The organism is Thalassoroseus pseudoceratinae, assembly GCF_011634775.1.
In the GTDB taxonomy this organism is placed as follows: domain Bacteria; phylum Planctomycetota; class Planctomycetia; order Planctomycetales; family Planctomycetaceae; genus Thalassoroseus; species Thalassoroseus pseudoceratinae.
In genome coordinates this window covers 12078-28095 of sequence record NZ_JAALXT010000006.1, presented here as the reverse complement: position 1 = coordinate 28095, position 16018 = coordinate 12078, and the positions used below count along the sequence as shown (strand labels likewise).

Sequence of the window (16018 nt, the reverse complement as noted above, 5' to 3'; positions counted from 1 at the left end):
ACACTGCCGGTCGGTGCCGGTTCGTCTGATGTCAACTCAAATGGAGTGAACAAGATGCGCAAGCTCTGGTCTGTACTATTTGCTCTCACAATGCTGATCCCGTTGGGATGTGCCGACAAGCAAGAGGGGGATAACCCCGAGACCGCCGAAAACGCTGGTGGCGAAGCTCACGGCGGCGGAGAAACCGGTGGCTCGACGCACGGGGGCGGAGAAGCCGAACCCGCAACACTGATGGTGTCGGTTCCGAAGGCGGTTTCGGAACTCGGATACGTCCCGACCGATGCGGCGTTGTTGATCTCGTTCCAACCGCAAGACATTCTGAATAGTCCGCTGATGGCGGAAATGGATGACCCCTCTCGGATGCAACTCAATATGGGGCTCACCATGTTTGAGGCCCAAAGCGGGATCAAACCGGAAAACATCGAGCGGGTTTCGGTCGCAATGTGGCCTGGCAAATCAGGACTGATGCCGCCAAATGCCGCTCAGATGGGCGTTCCCGAGATGGACGCGGGCGTCATCATTCGATTGAGCCAACCGTTCCAACTTGATGATTTGAAAATCAAGGCCGAACAAATGGGTCAGGCCGTCAAAGAAGCGAAGGTTGGCGATATCAGCTACCTGTCGCTGGAAAGTGGACAGCCACCCGTCGCACTTGCGATGCCGGATGCGAACACCCTGGTCATCGGCACAACCACTGGGATGACGTCGTTGCTTGGTCCCAAGACAAAAGGGGAATTGTTGACGTCCATTGATGGCAGTGCGATGGATCAGACTTTCGCAGTGGTGGCACGATTCAACCCCTTCCGCAAAGAGTTGAAACAGCTTGCGGAAAACGCTCCGCGGATGCCCGATGCTCCCGACGCCACCGAATTGGCGGAAAACCTCGACGGCCTGATCATCGCCGCGGATTATGACAAAGGTTTCAAACTGAGAACCAAAGTCGATGCCAAGAACGCCGAGACCGTGCAAGAACTCAAAAGCCAATTCGATCAGTTGCGTGAACAACTCGGCCAAGCCAAAGACGGCCAAATGGCAACTCTGAAAGAGCAGTACAATGAAGAGTTGGCTGGCGAAATGAAGCAACTTGCCGATCAAGTCTACGAGAGTCTCCAGGCCAACGTCGATGGTGACTCGATGACGATTTCGCTCGCTGTTCCCGAGTCCGCTCAGGAAACGATGCAAAAGGCGAAAGAGTTCATGGTCAAACGGATGCGGAACTCGAACAATGCTAAGCAACTTGCTTTGGGTTTCCACAACTACCATGACACGTTTCAGCAGTCGCCGTTTGTTAGTCCTGATCCAGACAATCAAAGCGAAAAGCTCAGTTGGCGAGTTCGGCTCTTGCCATTCCTTGAGCAAGCGAATTTGTACGATCAGTTCAAACTCGACGAACCATGGGACAGCGAACACAACAAAGCACTGCTTGAGAAGATGCCGGAGTTCTACAAAGTCTCTGATGATGCGAAACCGGGCTACACGCAGTTCGTCGCATCCAAAGGCAAAGGAATGACCATCGAGGAAGGCAAAAAGAATCGCATCCGCGATGTCACCGATGGAACCTCGAATACGTTTCTTTTCGTCACTGTGAAACCAGAACACGCTGTACCGTGGACAGCTCCCGACGACTTGGATGTGGCTATCGATAAGATCGAAGACACCATGAAGAAGCTCGGCGGTGTTCGCGATGGGTTCATTGCCGCATTTTGGGACGGCAGCGTTAGCACCCTCAAGACCGAGAACATCAAGCCAGACACCCTTAAAGCATTGTTTACCATCGGTGGTGGCGAGATTGTCAACTGGGAAGACTACGATCCCGAAGCCGCGGCGGAGTTTGACCTTTCTGATGATGTCGATTTCGATTTCGATGAGCCAGAGAAAACCGGAGCCGACGTCGAGGCGGTTCCAGATACCGAACTGAAACCGATTGAAGAGTAGTTAACCCAATGAGTCTCACGAAGCCGTCGGCGAAAACCGACGGCTTTTTTTACGCATCGTTCATGCTCGATGCGAAGATTTCTGCGACGTGCATCACTTGGATCGGCTTTTTGCGACGGTTGATCAGACCACTCAAATGCATCAAGCAAGACATATCCGCTGCAGTTAACACTTCCGTGCCGGCTTGTTCATGGTCGTGGATACGATCTTCGCCCATCATGCACGAGACCGCTTCCTCACTCACGGCAAACGTGCCGCCAAAGCCGCAACACTCATCGGGCCGCGTCAAATCCGAAAGTGTAATTCCTTCTAGACCTTCTAATAGTTTTCTCACTTTACTGAATGGCTCGGTGACACGTTCGCTATCACTGCCGAGTCTCAGTTCCCGCAGGCCGTGACAACTATTGTGGAGTCCAACTTGGTGAGGAAACTTGCCTTCGATTTGCTCGACTTGCAAGACATCATGCAGGAACTCACAGAGTTCGAAGGTTTTAGACTTCAGTTCCTCGAAACCCGGTTGCCCGGCTAGGTAGTCTTCATAGTGATGCCGCACCATCGCTGTGCAACTTCCCGATGGACACACGACATAGTCGTAGTCTTTGAAGATCTCAAGAAACCGTTTCGCGAGCGGTGCTGTTTCTTGCACACAGCCCACGTTTGCCATTGGCTGTCCACAGCACGTCTGGGCTTCGGGGAAGTCGAACGTAAGATCCGAGAACTTCGCGCGTCCGTAACGCTCTAACACCTCAACGGTGGCCATACCCACGTTTGGGTAAAATTGATCGACATAACAAGGAATGAATAAACCGATTCGCATATTAGACTCATGAGGTGCGTGAATCACACGCAATTCTTTAGGGACGATAATTTCGTTTGTAGGCGGGGACAGATCCCAGCACTGATTTTATATTCGCCGCCCAACACGCGACTAGACCATGTCGATCTATTTGTGTAACGGCTGGCGTTGCGGATTCATTAGGAACGACCTGTTGTGCAATACGATACATACACTAGCTTTGACGAGCATTGTCTAACATCTGTTGGATGTCCGAGTCTTGAGTATAGTCAGCTGGAATCTTACCCGTTTTGTTGGCAATCGAGGGATCGGCTCCGGCGGATAAGAGTTGTTCGACGATTTCTTTCGCTTGCTGCGTTCGACCGGCAGTTCCTGGCGCACCGGTTTGAGTGACGGCACGGTGCAGGGGTGTCGAGCCGTTTCGACGGCAAGCATGATTCACGTCGGCACCGTGTTCGATCAATGCTTGGACCGCCATCGGACTACGAAATCGCACGGCATGATGCAACGCCGTCACGCCATTTTTGTCTGTCGCGTGAATATCGACTCCTCCTTCGATGGCCGCAACGATCCGACTTCGCTGATCGCCGGGATCGGGATTACGTTCGACACAAATATCAAAAAGCTGGTTTTCCATAGTTAACCAAATGGATGCGGCAGCACTTGGGCGCCGATCACAGTGACGATCAGTCCAACCAATCCCATGATGGCGGTCATGGGGGAGATGTATTTTAGCCCCTCGGCTTCGGTCATGCCGCTCATTTTTGTGATGACCCAGAATCCGCTGTCGTTCATCCAGGAAATCGGCTTCGAACCGCAACCGATTGCGAGGGCGAGGTACACGGGATCAACACTGAATTGTGACACCATCCCACCGAGAATTCCGACGGTCGTGATCATGGCAACCGTTGAAGACCCTTGTGCGGAACGGATTGCGGTCGTGATGAAGAACGCCAGGCAAATCACGATGGTTGGGTCGCTTGGGGAAATGGATTCAATCAACCCTGCGACGCCGGTTTGTTGCAACATCGCGCCGAAAGCACCGCCGGCGGAGGTGATTAAAATAATCACGCCGCCACTCGAAAGTGCTTTGCCGACCGCTTCGGCGAGTTCGTCGCGACTGGTCCGTTTGTGCCACATCAAAAGCAACAATGCCAAGGCTGCGGAGATGGTCAACGCGATGTTCTTGTCACCGAGCGTTGCCGCAACGGATTTCCATTCGCCCTCCAGAAATGGTTTGCTGATCGTGTAGCCGCCGATCAAAACCACGGGTAACACGATCGGCAACAGTGAGAACAAAAGTGGTGGCAATTCCGATTCATCCACTTGAGCCGCCCGTTCGGCGTCGGCGAGTGAAAAATCCGCGGATTCCCGCAACGGTAGTTCGCAGAAGCGGTTCATCATCAAGGCGTGAAAAAATCCGTAGGCCACGGTGAAAAAGCCGACGCAGCAACCGGCGATCATCATTCGCCCGATGTCCACACCCAGTTCTTCGGCGACGAACAACGGACCCGGCGTCGGTGGGACCAGCGAATGAGCCATCGTTCCGCCGGCCACAATCGTGAGCACATAGAGCAAATAATTCTTGCCCGATCGCAAACGAGCCGCCTTGCCGAGCGGGATCATCAGATAAAAAACGGTATCGAAAAACACTGGAATCGCCAAGAGAAACCCGCTAAACACAAATGCAAGCGGTGCGAGTCGTTCTCCAAAGAACTTCATGGCAGATCGCACGATTCGGTCGGCGGCACCACTGTCGAGTAGACATTTCCCGATGATCGATGCCATTGCGATCAGGATACCGATCTTCGCCGCCGTGTTGCCGAACGCCTCAGCGACACGGGCACCGATTGTTTGCTTCTGAAGTGACTCAACCGCCCCCGGACTCAAGCCTTTTTGAGCCGCGTACTCGCCGAGCATTTGTGGTGTCGTCATCGCGGCGACGAGCAATCCCGCAAAAATCAAAGCCAGGAAGGCATGAAGCCGCAGCAGCAAAATGCCGCCGAGCACGACGGCCACACCGACCGCAAGGATGACAATATTGTAGGTCGTTGGATCCATGAGCGCAGAACCATTTGAGACGCATTATGAGTTGCCACCATAATTTGGCGGACTCGCCATGCTAACAAAAGTGATTCCGAAAATCGTTTCACTCAGATGATCCCGTGCAGCGGACCGCCGGGAGCGGCGAGTTGGTCAACTCGTTTCGTGACCTCGGGATCTTCGATCAATGGCGCCGCGTGGTGCGGTTTGATGCGGGCATCGATCACGAGCGGACCGCGACACCCCCAATGTTTGTGCTCAATAAATTGATCGAAACCGGAAATATCCGTCGCCGGGTTAGCACGGGTGAAGGTGACCCACAGAAAATTGTTCAACGTGCGAGCGGTGAAGTCGGCATCGTCTACAACAACGATCAATGGAAACGTTTGCAGTTTCTCACCGATTGTGGAATCGGTCGGTGGGCACAGGCAATCGTCGACCGTTTCGACCGCCAACACACCCGGTAGGCACACTCGCACGTTTCGCACGCCGCTGGGCCAATTGATTTCACTCGGCACTTCCGTGCCCAATTCTCGACGTGGTTTCCCAGCGGCAGCAATGACGACCTTCGATCCTTGATTGAATCCCTGACCCGAGTAATCCAGGGTGTCGATCGTGGTTTTCGTCTGAAAGTGCAGATCGCGAGACCAATCGACGCGTTCCAAGACGTGATGGAAATACGCTGCAATGTCGTGAATGTCGAGCTCCGGATTGTCCTCCTTGGCGGCAATGAGCAAGAATTTGGCGAGACTAAGTTGCCCCTGACCGAGAATCGCGTTGGCATTGGTGAGCAACTCTTGGGGCGTGCGATCTTGGGCATAGGGCACGTACCGTTCACTGCCGATCGCGAGCAGCAACGGATGCACACCCGCCGCATCGACGGCATGAACTGCGTGGACGCCAGGAATGACGGACGGAATCGCTGGACCAGTGATTTCGTGAATGATCTCCCCGAATGACGTGTCTTCCTGCGGTGGGCGTCCGACGGTTGTGAACGGCCAGATCGCTCCCTCGCGATGGTAGACGGCATCCACTTCCATCACTGGAAACTCGTGTCGGTTCGAGTAATAACCGAGGTGATCGCCAAATGGTCCTTCGGGCAACGTGGCGTGCGGATCGATGCTGCCGACGATGGTGAAATCAGCTTCGGAGTAGATTGGCAACGGCGAATGACCAACGATCATCCGCATCGCTCGGCCACCGATCGCACCGGCGAACGTAAGTTCCGACAGACCCTCCGGTAACGGCATCACGGCAGAGAGTGGCAATGCGGGTGGTCCGCCGATGAAAATATTCACTGGCAGCCGTTCGCCCCGTTCAATCGCCGCCGCATGATGGACACCGATGCTGCGATGAATTTGATAATGCAGCCCGATTTGCTTGTTCGGCTCGTATTCGTTCCCCGCGATCTGCACGCGATACATACCAAGGTTCGACTGCATCAAACTCCGTTTGGCAGGATGTTCCGTGTAGACCGCCGGGAGGGTGATGAACGGCCCGCCGTCGTTTGGCCAACTCACGAGTTGCGGCAACTGATCGAGTGTGGTTTGGTGCCGAATTGCCGGTCCGCGTCGTGACTTGCGGGGCAGCATGTGTGAGAGCGTGCGGACGAATTTCAAGTTCCGTAGCGGATGTTTCATTGCCGCCGCCGGATCGGTCTTCAGGCGCACCAACGCTTTCACGGATTCCAACGTGTCGCGGAACATCAACCGTGTGCGGTCCGGTGTGCCGAAGAGATTGGACACCATCGGGAACCGGGAGCCCTTCACCTTGGCAAAGTAGACCGCCGGCCCATTGGCCTGGTAGACGCGACGTTGCACTTCGGCGGCTTCGAGATGCGGATCGATTTCGGCCTCGATCCGCACGAGTTCCCCGTGTTTTTCCAAGTCGGCCACGCACGCCGCGAGATTTCGATAGCCCATAATTGGTTGATCTTGTGTCTTTTGCGATGGGATGACGTCCCAGACGTTATAGACACATCGACTGTCGGCGGGGAGTGGTTCGAGGAGGTTTTCCGGAATTCACCAGGCCTCACGCTTCGCGTTTCCACCCGCGTTCAACGAACAACGGCACGAAATGTTCGGGGATGAACAATCGATCTTCCGGGTGTGGGATGGTGTGATAATTTTCGGGGCGGAGCAGGGTGTCGTCGTTGCGAGTGAGATCAATCACCCAGCGATGCGGAGCCGATCGACTCGCGAGCCAACGCAGTTCGAACGGTTCCAACATGACGGGGTTCATTGCATCGAAAATGCCGAGATGGTTGGCTCGGGCTTCACCCACAGATTCCCGTGCTTGGCGGAGTGTGGCGTCGGCATCGGCGAGCGTTTTGGCTTTGCCAGGCGGGATGACGGCATCCGAGATGATGCTCGGTCGGCGATACGGATTGACATTCGGCCAGATGAAATACGGAAACGCCCGTCCAAGTGCCAAAAGCCGCTCGTTGTAGGAAAGCGGTCGTGGTTCGGGACGGTTGCGGTCGGGTTGCTCGCGGTTGATGTAACACAAGAACCGTCCGTAACCGTCCATCACTTCGAATCCAAACGCCAGGAAGAACCGGAACGTGTCCGGCGTGGCTTCCATGACTTCCATGTCGTGTTCGATGAGCGATTCGAACGCATCTTCCGATTCGCGAGCCGCGTCGTAGTGCGTTTCCGCTGCGGTCGGACCAGCACCGGCTTGGATGTGGCGAATCAAACCGTCCGGTAGTTCGCGGTCGAATGGTCCGAATTCCTCAGCGAACGGATCGGTCAGAAAGGTTTTCCATCGCGGGCTGGAAATCATCGGAAACCCCTGACCAGGCGGCAGGCGAAAACTGACTTCCGGGGTGTCGATCCCGAGCAGACGCACGCCGAAATCGCCGTTGGCTTCCACGTTGATCGTATCGCCATCGTGAACGGCTTGCCGAATGGAAGACCGACGATCGCGAATTCGCCCCAACAAGGCCGATCCAATCGTCATGCTGGAATCCCGACGTTCCAACGTTCGTATCGCTTTCATCCGCGGACTTTCCTGGCAAATTAGGGGGCGATTTCTGATCGAACAGCATAACCAAATCGCCCGCACTTTTCAGGATACGCATCGCCAGCTAGATTACGGAGACGAATCACGGCCACCATTGCGGATGGCTTCCAGAAGACGAATGCCGTTTGGACGGATATCATGCTTGTCAGTTGGAATTGGTTGAAAGAATACGTGGCGCTCGAGATGTCGGTCGAGGAGTTGACCGATCGGCTGACGATGTCGGGGTTGAACCTCGAAGGCGTGCATCATCCGCTCGAAAGTGAAGTCGCGATCGATCTGGAAGTCACGAGCAATCGGCCGGATTGTTTGGGGCACATTGGGGTGGCTCGTGAGATCAGTGTGCTGTTCGATCAGGAATTGAGCATCCCCACGCCGCACCTTGTCGAATCGACCACGAAAGCCAGCGACGCGACCAGCGTAAGCATCGAGGATGAATCGCTGTGTCCGCAGTATATTGCCCGCGTGATTCGGGGCGTGAAGATTGGGCCGAGTCCCGATTGGCTGGTGCGACGGCTGCAAACCGCCAGTTTCCGCTACAACAGCGAGAAACAGGAATACGAAACCTACCGCCCGATCAACAATGTCGTGGACATCACTAATTACGTGATGCTCGAATGCGGACAACCGCTGCATGCCTTCGACTTCCACAAATTGCACGGTGAGAAAATCGTCGTGCGTCGAGCGAAGTCGAAAGAGAAACTGACGGCGATCGACCACAAGGATTACGAACTGAGTCCCGAGAACCTTGTGATTGCCGACGCCGACCGGCCGGTGGCGATTGCCGGTGTGATGGGCGGGGCGGATACGGAAGTCACCGAGGGCACAACGGACTTGCTGATTGAAGCGGCGGACTTCGCGGCTCTTTCGGTGCGTTCGACGGCTCGGAAATTGAAACTCCACAGCGATTCGTCCTACCGCTTCGAGCGTGGCGTCGATCCGGAGGGCATTGATTGGACCAGCCGACGGTGTTGCGAGTTAATCCATCAAATCGCCGGTGGCGATGTGTTAGCCGGTTCTGTCGTGGCAGGTCGCACGGAACCACCGACTCGTCCGCCGATTGTGCTACGGTTCTCTCAGTTGAAACGGATTTTGGGTATCGAGATTCCCCGCGAAACGGCGACGAGAATCCTCGTCGAGCTTGGGATGGAAGCAGGAGCGAACCCGGATACCCACACCGAGTTCGTGCCGCCGTCGTGGCGAAGTGACCTAACACGTGAAGCCGACTTGATCGAAGAAGTCGCTCGGATTCACGGTTACGACAAGATCCCCGACGACGCCGATGTGCCGTTGACTGCAAGTGCTCCCACGCTCCGCGAACGCACCGTCAACACGGTTCGCGACATCCTCACCGCCGCCGGTTTCTTCGAAGCGATTACGCCGTCACTAGTCACCGCCGATTCGGGTTCGATGTTCCAGTCACGACCAGACACGCCACCGCTGGCGATTGAGCATAGTGATTTTCGGCGACTCAACACGTTGCGGCAAAGTCTGATTCCCAGCCTCTTGGAAAGTCGCCGTGAGAATGAACGGCAAAGCAACGCGAACGCTCAATTGTTCGAGATTGCCAAGGTGTATCTCGCCGCCAAACCAGGAGCCGCGGAAGAACAGGTCGAACCGACGATGATCGGGCTCGTCACGGGACGGTCGTTCCGGGAACTCAAAGGTGTGCTGGAAACACTCGCGAAGCGGGTGAATCGCACGGTGACGCTCGAAGTGAAACCGTCGGGCATTCCGCAGTTCATCCCCGGTCGCGGTGCGGAAGTGCTGTTGAACGGCGAGATGTGGGGGTGGCTCGGTGAGTTGGACCCGGAGGTCGGCGACCGTCTGAGCTTGCAAGACCCCGTCACCGTGGCTGAAGTGAGTCTGGCCGCATTGGAGCGGTTGACCGATCTCACACCTCAAATGGAGGACTTGCCGAAATATCCCAGTATGCAACGGGATTTCAATTTCGCGCTCGACGAATCCGTCGCGTGGCGGGAGTTGGCGGATACGATTCAGTCGTCCGGTGGTCCGTTGCTGGAGTCTGTGGAGTTCGATAGTCAATTCCGAGGCAAGCAACTCGGTGCGAACAAGAAGTCCTACATCGCTCGGGTGACGTGGCGTTCGCCCGATCGCACGCTGACGTCGGAGGAAGTCGAAACGTTCCAGAAAGCCGTCATCGAGACTGTCGAGAAGAAGCTCGACGCATCGTTGCGGTAAAATCACCTGCGCACCATCGGCGTTTGGCTGCATAAGAACAACAAACCTGTTCTATATGGAGATTGCAAATGTCGATCCGAAGTCGCGGGATTGTTTTTGTCACGTGTGTCGCGTTGACCGTTCTGGCTCCCACGCCGGGACGGTCTCAAGGGGATGTCAGCGAGTTACAGCAGCAGATTCGGAAACTCGAAACACAGTTGCGGTCCGCTCAACAAAAGGAACTCGGCAAACGCCGGTTCACGACGATTGGTTCCGGACGAACGGACGGCAAAGGCCGCGGGATTTCCATTCGCGTGTACGATCTGAGCGATTTATTTACCATCGCTCCGGCGTATCCGGCTCAGTACGAAGATGCGATCTCGACCAACGGCGGGTTTGGCCAAATGTTTTCCGCGGGCGGTACACCCACCGGATCGGGCGGTGGTGGATTCGGTGGTGCCGGCTTTTTCAATGTCCAATCGACTCGCGGACTCGCATCCAAGTCGAGCGTGAAAACATCGCAGCAATTTGGAGCCGTGACCGGTGATCCAAGTTCCATGCAAACCACGATGGACCATCTCACCGCCGCCATTCAGCAGACGATCTCGCCAGAACTTTGGGACGAAGACGGCGTCATCACGCAACTGGGCTCGAATTTGTTGATCTCAGCCGACGATCACACGCATCAGCAAATCAGCGATTTGCTTAACTTGTTCCGCAAACGCTGGGGGACGCTGCGGACCGTGTCCGTTCAAGCCTGGTGGGTATGGCTTGATGAAGGCGAACTGACCGAATTGTTGGCCGATCCGAACCAACCGATCGGCCCGGAAGATCGGCAAGCATTCGGTTTGATCGAACCCGATAACTGGCGGAAGTATCTTGTTGACCACGCTGCTGCGAAGAACGAGAAGAACGCGGAATCCCAGCCTGGTTGGCATGCCGTCATCACATGCTACAACGGCCAAACCGTGCATACCCTGGCGGGAGGACAGCACCGCTTCCTCACCAACATGATGCCGGTGATGGGGCAGGAAGTCATGGGCTATCAACCGCAAATGAACCTGCTGCAAACCGGAGCGGCGTTGCAGCTCACGCCCGTCACAAACACCACCGGCCAAACAGTTTTGTTGGATGTTCGTAGCCGTGTGTGCTTGCTGAACGAATCCAAGGTGATGGAAAAGGTCGAGCAAATTGCCGGTGAGAACAACGAACCCGCACAACTCAAAGCCGTCGTCGATCGTCCACGCGTTGACCTCCAAAAGATTGCGACGACCGTGCGTGTGCCCGTCGATACGCCGATGCTCATTGGTGGGATGACGTTCGCCGATCGTCCGCAGACCGGCGAGAAGAATCTCTATCTCTTCGTCCAAGCCCACGTGCAAGAACTCCGCAACGACGAAGAAGACGTACTTCCTGACGAAGCAGTCGAAGAGGTCGGGACGGCCAAGTAACCACACGAGGATTTGGAATCGAAGAAATTGTCTTCATGACGACAATTCAACGAGCATTGTTTCCATATCGCTGGGGAGCGGAGCGGTGCACGTGATGTCGGCGTGCGTGAGCGGATGGCGGAACTTCACCGTTTCGGCGTGTAATGCGTGACGGTGTTCACGATCGGTCGGGGTGGCGTCAGCTTTGATGACACCCCATTGGCCGTAAAATTCGTCGCCCACAACGGGGTGCCCGAGTGATGCCAGGTGAATCCGAATTTGGTGGACCCGCCCTGTGAGCGGAAACGCTCGCACCAATGTATACCCAGAAAACCGCCGCACGACTTCGTACTGAGTCACGGCGGCTTTCTGTCGGCGGGCATCGGGTTCTGTCGAGACCAGCACCGTCGGCATTCGCACGGACTGCCCGATCGGCAAGTTGATCTCGCCCGCATCGCTAGGCATCTCGCCTTCCACAATGGCTAGGTACGTTTTCCGGACTTGGCCACGCTCAAATTGCAGTGACATTCCGCGGTGTCCGATGTGCTCTTTGACCGTCACAATTGCTCCGCTGGTCATGCGGTCGAGTCGATGCACAATGCCCGGTCGGAGCAACCCCGGCAGCGGCGTTTGTGTATCAAGATAGGCTTGCAAACGGTTGATGAGTGTGCCGGATTGGAATTCGCCGACCGGGTGTGTCACAAGATCTGGTGGCTTATTGAGCACCGTGAGCCATGGGTCTTCGTACAGAATTTCCAACGGCCCCGGTTCCGGTTCCAAAAGTTTGTCTGGCGGTTCGGTGAGATGAATTGTGACCCACTGCCCAGTCCGCACACGGGTGTCGAGTTCCACGGTGACAGCGTCAATGTGGACTAAACGAGCGGTGATCATCCGTTGCAGCCGAAACGGCGTGTAGTTGCGGAGATGACGGGACAGGAACGTGTCGACCCGCACGCCATTGAGCAATTGTTCGACGCGAAATGTCACTGAATGTGGAGACGGCATCTGATCAATCGGCTCACGCGGAGTAGGGGAACGCTGCATGCGTATTTTGAGAAGAGAGTCGCCCGCAAGTAAGTGGGAAATTGGCATTGAAATTGAGATTCAGTCTCATTAGTATCGGTCGAGTGCCGAGGGGAGCGGCGTTGATGTGCGAGGAATAACATTGTCTGTGAGAGAATAATGGTCGAATCTGAACAACCAGATCACTCCAGCGAACCCGGCACTCCCGGTTCTGCCACGCCGAGTGTCGTTCGCTCCGAAGAATTACTGAAAGGCTCCCAAGAACTCCGCATCGTCCACGAAGGCGAAACCTACCGCCTACGCCTCACCCGCAACGGCAAACTGATTCTGCATAAGTGAGGAATTCCAAAGTCATGTTCTATCGCTGGCGAGACGGTCTGATCGGCGCATGCTGGGGGATCCTAATTGGTGGGCTCGGCGGTGTGGGAGTGTGTACGCTATTACTAACCGAAACGCTGTTTTTTACCGGCGATACGGTTCTCATCGGCGCGGCAATCTTCGGCGTGCTCGGCTTTCTCTATGGCGAACCGTTTCTGGACTGGGTCAAGGAAATCTGGTGGAAGTTTCCTTAATGCGATCTGGCGACTCAGTATCGCTGGCCGTATCCGATGACTGTTGATCGAAAAAGCGGAGCCAGAAAATGCTTTCAAGCTCCGCTATCGATTGTTTCTTTGAACCGCGATCTTAAATTCGTCGCGTCATCAGTGCGATTAGCCCTTTGCCAAGTCCCGGAGGACTTTGTGTAGGATGCCGCCGTTGCGGTAGTATTCGACTTCAACGGGGGTGTCGATGCGGCAGAGGGTGGTGAAGTGGATGGTTTCGCCGTCCGCTTTGGTTGCGGTGACGGTAATGGCTTCACCGGGCTTCAAGTTATCGGAGAGTTCGATGGCATACGTTTCGGTGCCGTCGAGTCCGAGAACTTCGCGGTTTTCGGTTTCACGGAATTGTAGTGGCAGCACACCCATGCCGATGAGGTTCGAACGGTGAATTCGTTCGTAGCTCTCGGCGATGACGGCTTTGATGCCCAGCAACAGCGTGCCTTTAGCGGCCCAGTCGCGTGAGGAACCGGTCCCGTACTCCTTGCCCGCCAGGACAACCAACGGCGTGCCGGACTCCTTGTACTTCAGCGAGGCATCGTAAATCGACATTTGCTCGCCGGTGGGCAGGTAAGTGGTCTCACCGCCTTCCGTGCCGGGGGCGAGTTGGTTTCGCAGGCGAATGTTCGCGAAAGTCCCACGAGTCATCACGCGGTCGTTTCCGCGTCGCGAACCGTAGCTGTTGAACTCCAACACGGGAACGCCGTTGTCTTGCAGGTATTTGCCGGCGGGGCTGTCGGGTTTGATGGCACCGGCGGGGCTGATGTGGTCAGTCGTGACGGACTCGCCCACCATCACCAATACGCGAGCATCTTCAATGCTTGTGATCGCCGGCGGATCAACGGGCATGTCGACAAAGAACGGCGGCTCCTGAATGTAGGTACTGCTTTCGTTCCAATCGTATTGGTCGCCGCCACTGGTTTCGAGGGCTTTCCACTGCTCGGGACCTTCGGTGGCGTGATCGTACTCGCTGCGGAACTGCTCTGGTGAGAGTGACGAATTGATCGTCTCCAGAATCTCTTGCTGCGATGGCCAAATGTCTTTGAGGTACACGTCGTTGCCGTCGGCGTCTTGGCCGATCGGTTCGGTGGTCAAGTCGATATCCGTCGTTCCGGCGATGGCGTATGCGACAACCAACGGCGGGCTAGCGAGATAGTTCGCTTTGATGTGCTGGTTGATCCGGCCTTCGAAGTTTCGGTTGCCCGAAAGGACCGAACACACGACGAGATCACCAGCTTCGACGGCACTGCCGATTTCTTCCGGCAGCGGTCCACTGTTGCCGATGCACGTGGTGCAGCCATAACCGACGGTCTGGAAGCCCATGGCGTCGAGGGATTGATCCAAGCCGGAGCGTTTGAGGTAATCCGTCACGACCCGACTTCCGGGAGCCAGACTCGTCTTCACCCATGGTTTTCGATTCAATCCCCGTTCAATGGCATTCCGAGCGAGCAAACCAGCTCCGACCATCACTGATGGGTTGCTGGTGTTTGTGCAACTCGTGATGGCAGCGATCACGACCGCCCCGTGCTTCAGGGGGAACGTTTCGCCGTCGTAGTTGACTTCGACACCATCAAAACCAGGATCAGCCACGGCGGTGGCGGTGGTTTCCGAAGCCATCGGGCCTTCGGCGTTCATGCTATTGATAGTGCTGGTGCTGTCTTCGGAACCTTTGTTGAACGTCAGGCTGAGATCCTGACGCCATTGGCTTTTCATGCCGGTCAGTTCGATGCGGTCTTGCGGACGCTTCGGACCGGCCATCGACGCGACCACGGTCCCGAGGTCGAGTTCGAGTGTATCGGTGAACTCGGGATCGGCGGAATCGGATGTGCGGAACATCCCTTGTTCTTTGCTGTACGCTTCGACGAGGGCGACTTGATCTTCCGTCCGGCCGGTGCGACGCATGTAGTTCAGCGTCTCGTCGTCGACGGGGAAGAAGCCCATCGTGGCACCGTATTCGGGAGCCATGTTCGCGATGGTGGCTCGGTCCGGTAGGCTCATGGTGTCCAAGGCCGGGCCGAAGAACTCGACGAATTTGCCGACCACGCCGTGTTGCCGAAGCATTTGGGTGACGGTCAGAACCATATCGGTTGCGGTGGCGCCTTCGGGGAGTTTTCCGGTGAGTTTGAACCCGACGACTTCCGGCATCAGCATGTAGATCGGTTGGCCGAGCATAACGGCTTCGGCTTCGATCCCGCCGACGCCCCAACCAACGACACCAATCCCGTTGATCATGGTGGTGTGGCTGTCGGTGCCCACGAGGCTATCCGGGAACACAACGCCATCTTTTTCCATAACGACGTTGGCGAGGTATTCCAAGTTCACCTGGTGAACGATACCGGTTGCCGGTGGCACGACGCGGAAGTTGTCGAACGCCTTTTGACCCCATTTCAAGAACTGATAACGTTCCTGATTGCGTTCGAATTCGCGATCGACATTGAACTGAAGTGCCGACAGTGAGGCGAATTTATCGACCTGCACGGAGTGGTCAACGACCAGATCGCAGGGCACGAGCGGGTTGATCTTTTTGGGATCGCCACCCATACGGACCATCGCGCTGCGGAGGGCAGCCAAATCGACGACGGCCGGCACACCGGTGAAGTCTTGCAGCACCACGCGTGCGGGTTTGAAGGGGATTTCCACCTTTTTAACGTTCTTCGCGTCCCAGGTGGCGAGGTTTTTGACGTCTTCCTCATTGACGATGAAGCCATCCACGGTTCGCAGGCAGGCTTCCAGCAACACGCGGATGGAGTACGGGAGTTTGTCGATCTGGCCGATTCCGTCGTCGGCAAGTTTCTGCAAACGGAAGTATTTGAATTCGCGGTCGCCGACGCTGAGTGTTCCCTCGGCTCCAAACGGATTGGCCGATGCCATGTTGTTGCTCCCCTGTCTCTGACTGTTGCTCTGCGGTATGACGCATTGATTACGCCACAATCCTAGCAACTCGATCGATTCAAGAGAAGCAGAGGAAGGGAGATGATGATGCGAGGAAACCT

12 protein-coding genes are annotated in these 16018 nt (G+C 55.9%); 5 read left to right on the top strand and 7 right to left on the bottom strand.

Going from position 1 to position 16018, the window contains the following annotated elements; genetic code table 11:
• The first annotated feature begins 54 nt into the window (after window positions 1-54).
• Window positions 55-1935 (top strand): DUF1559 family PulG-like putative transporter, encoded by a 1881-nt coding sequence (locus G6R38_RS20685; protein WP_166830689.1) that lies wholly within the window; start codon window positions 55-57, stop codon window positions 1933-1935.
• Window positions 1936-1984: 49 nt separating this feature from the next.
• Here the strand turns inward: G6R38_RS20685 and G6R38_RS20680 are convergent, their stop codons facing one another.
• The 5 genes from G6R38_RS20680 to G6R38_RS20660 all read right to left on the bottom strand — a co-directional run bounded on the left by G6R38_RS20680 (window position 1985) and on the right by G6R38_RS20660 (window position 7774).
• On the bottom strand, window positions 1985-2752 hold the full coding sequence (locus G6R38_RS20680; RefSeq protein WP_166830688.1) for a (Fe-S)-binding protein: 768 nt from the start codon (window positions 2750-2752) through the stop codon (window positions 1985-1987).
• Between the two features lie 193 nt (window positions 2753-2945).
• Window positions 2946-3368 (bottom strand): ankyrin repeat domain-containing protein, encoded by a 423-nt coding sequence (locus tag G6R38_RS20675; protein WP_166830687.1) that lies wholly within the window; start codon window positions 3366-3368, stop codon window positions 2946-2948.
• Window positions 3369-3370: 2 nt separating this feature from the next.
• Window positions 3371-4792, bottom strand: a complete 1422-nt coding sequence (locus G6R38_RS20670) for a GntP family permease (RefSeq protein ID WP_166830686.1) — start codon at window positions 4790-4792, stop codon at window positions 3371-3373.
• 92 nt (window positions 4793-4884) lie between these two features.
• Entirely contained in the window at window positions 4885-6696 is a 1812-nt protein-coding gene (locus tag G6R38_RS20665) for a UbiD family decarboxylase (protein WP_166830685.1), read from the bottom strand.
• Between the two features lie 109 nt (window positions 6697-6805).
• Window positions 6806-7774: a hypothetical protein gene (locus G6R38_RS20660; RefSeq protein WP_166830684.1), complete on the bottom strand. Its 969-nt coding sequence runs from the start codon at window positions 7772-7774 to the stop codon at window positions 6806-6808.
• Window positions 7775-7936: 162 nt separating this feature from the next.
• Here G6R38_RS20660 and pheT point away from each other — a divergent pair, with 162 nt between their 5' ends.
• Together pheT and G6R38_RS20650 are read left to right on the top strand one after the other, a co-directional pair.
• Window positions 7937-9997, top strand: a complete 2061-nt coding sequence (gene pheT, locus G6R38_RS20655) for a phenylalanine--tRNA ligase subunit beta (RefSeq protein WP_166830683.1) — start codon at window positions 7937-7939, stop codon at window positions 9995-9997.
• Window positions 9998-10065: 68 nt separating this feature from the next.
• The gene (locus tag G6R38_RS20650) at window positions 10066-11427 is read left to right on the top strand and encodes a hypothetical protein (protein WP_166830682.1); all 1362 of its coding nucleotides are present in this window, start codon (window positions 10066-10068) and stop codon (window positions 11425-11427) included.
• Between the two features lie 33 nt (window positions 11428-11460).
• Here the strand turns inward: G6R38_RS20650 and G6R38_RS20645 are convergent, their stop codons facing one another.
• Complete coding sequence (locus G6R38_RS20645) at window positions 11461-12411, bottom strand: RluA family pseudouridine synthase (RefSeq protein ID WP_166830681.1); 951 nt, start codon at window positions 12409-12411, stop codon at window positions 11461-11463.
• Window positions 12412-12588: 177 nt separating this feature from the next.
• Between G6R38_RS20645 and hemP the strand changes: the two genes are divergently transcribed.
• Window positions 12589-12768: a hemin uptake protein HemP gene (hemP, locus tag G6R38_RS20640; RefSeq protein ID WP_166830680.1), complete on the top strand. Its 180-nt coding sequence runs from the start codon at window positions 12589-12591 to the stop codon at window positions 12766-12768.
• Window positions 12765-13001, top strand: a complete 237-nt coding sequence (locus tag G6R38_RS20635; protein WP_166830679.1) for a hypothetical protein — start codon at window positions 12765-12767, stop codon at window positions 12999-13001. Before hemP ends, G6R38_RS20635 begins: the two co-directional genes overlap by 4 nt.
• 138 nt (window positions 13002-13139) lie before the next feature.
• Here G6R38_RS20635 and acnA read toward each other — a convergent pair whose 3' ends face one another.
• Window positions 13140-15896 carry an aconitate hydratase AcnA gene (gene acnA / locus G6R38_RS20630; protein ID WP_166830678.1) on the bottom strand — a complete coding sequence of 919 codons (2757 nt, stop codon included), beginning with the start codon at window positions 15894-15896 and terminating at the stop codon, window positions 13140-13142.
• Window positions 15897-16018 lie beyond the last annotated feature (122 nt).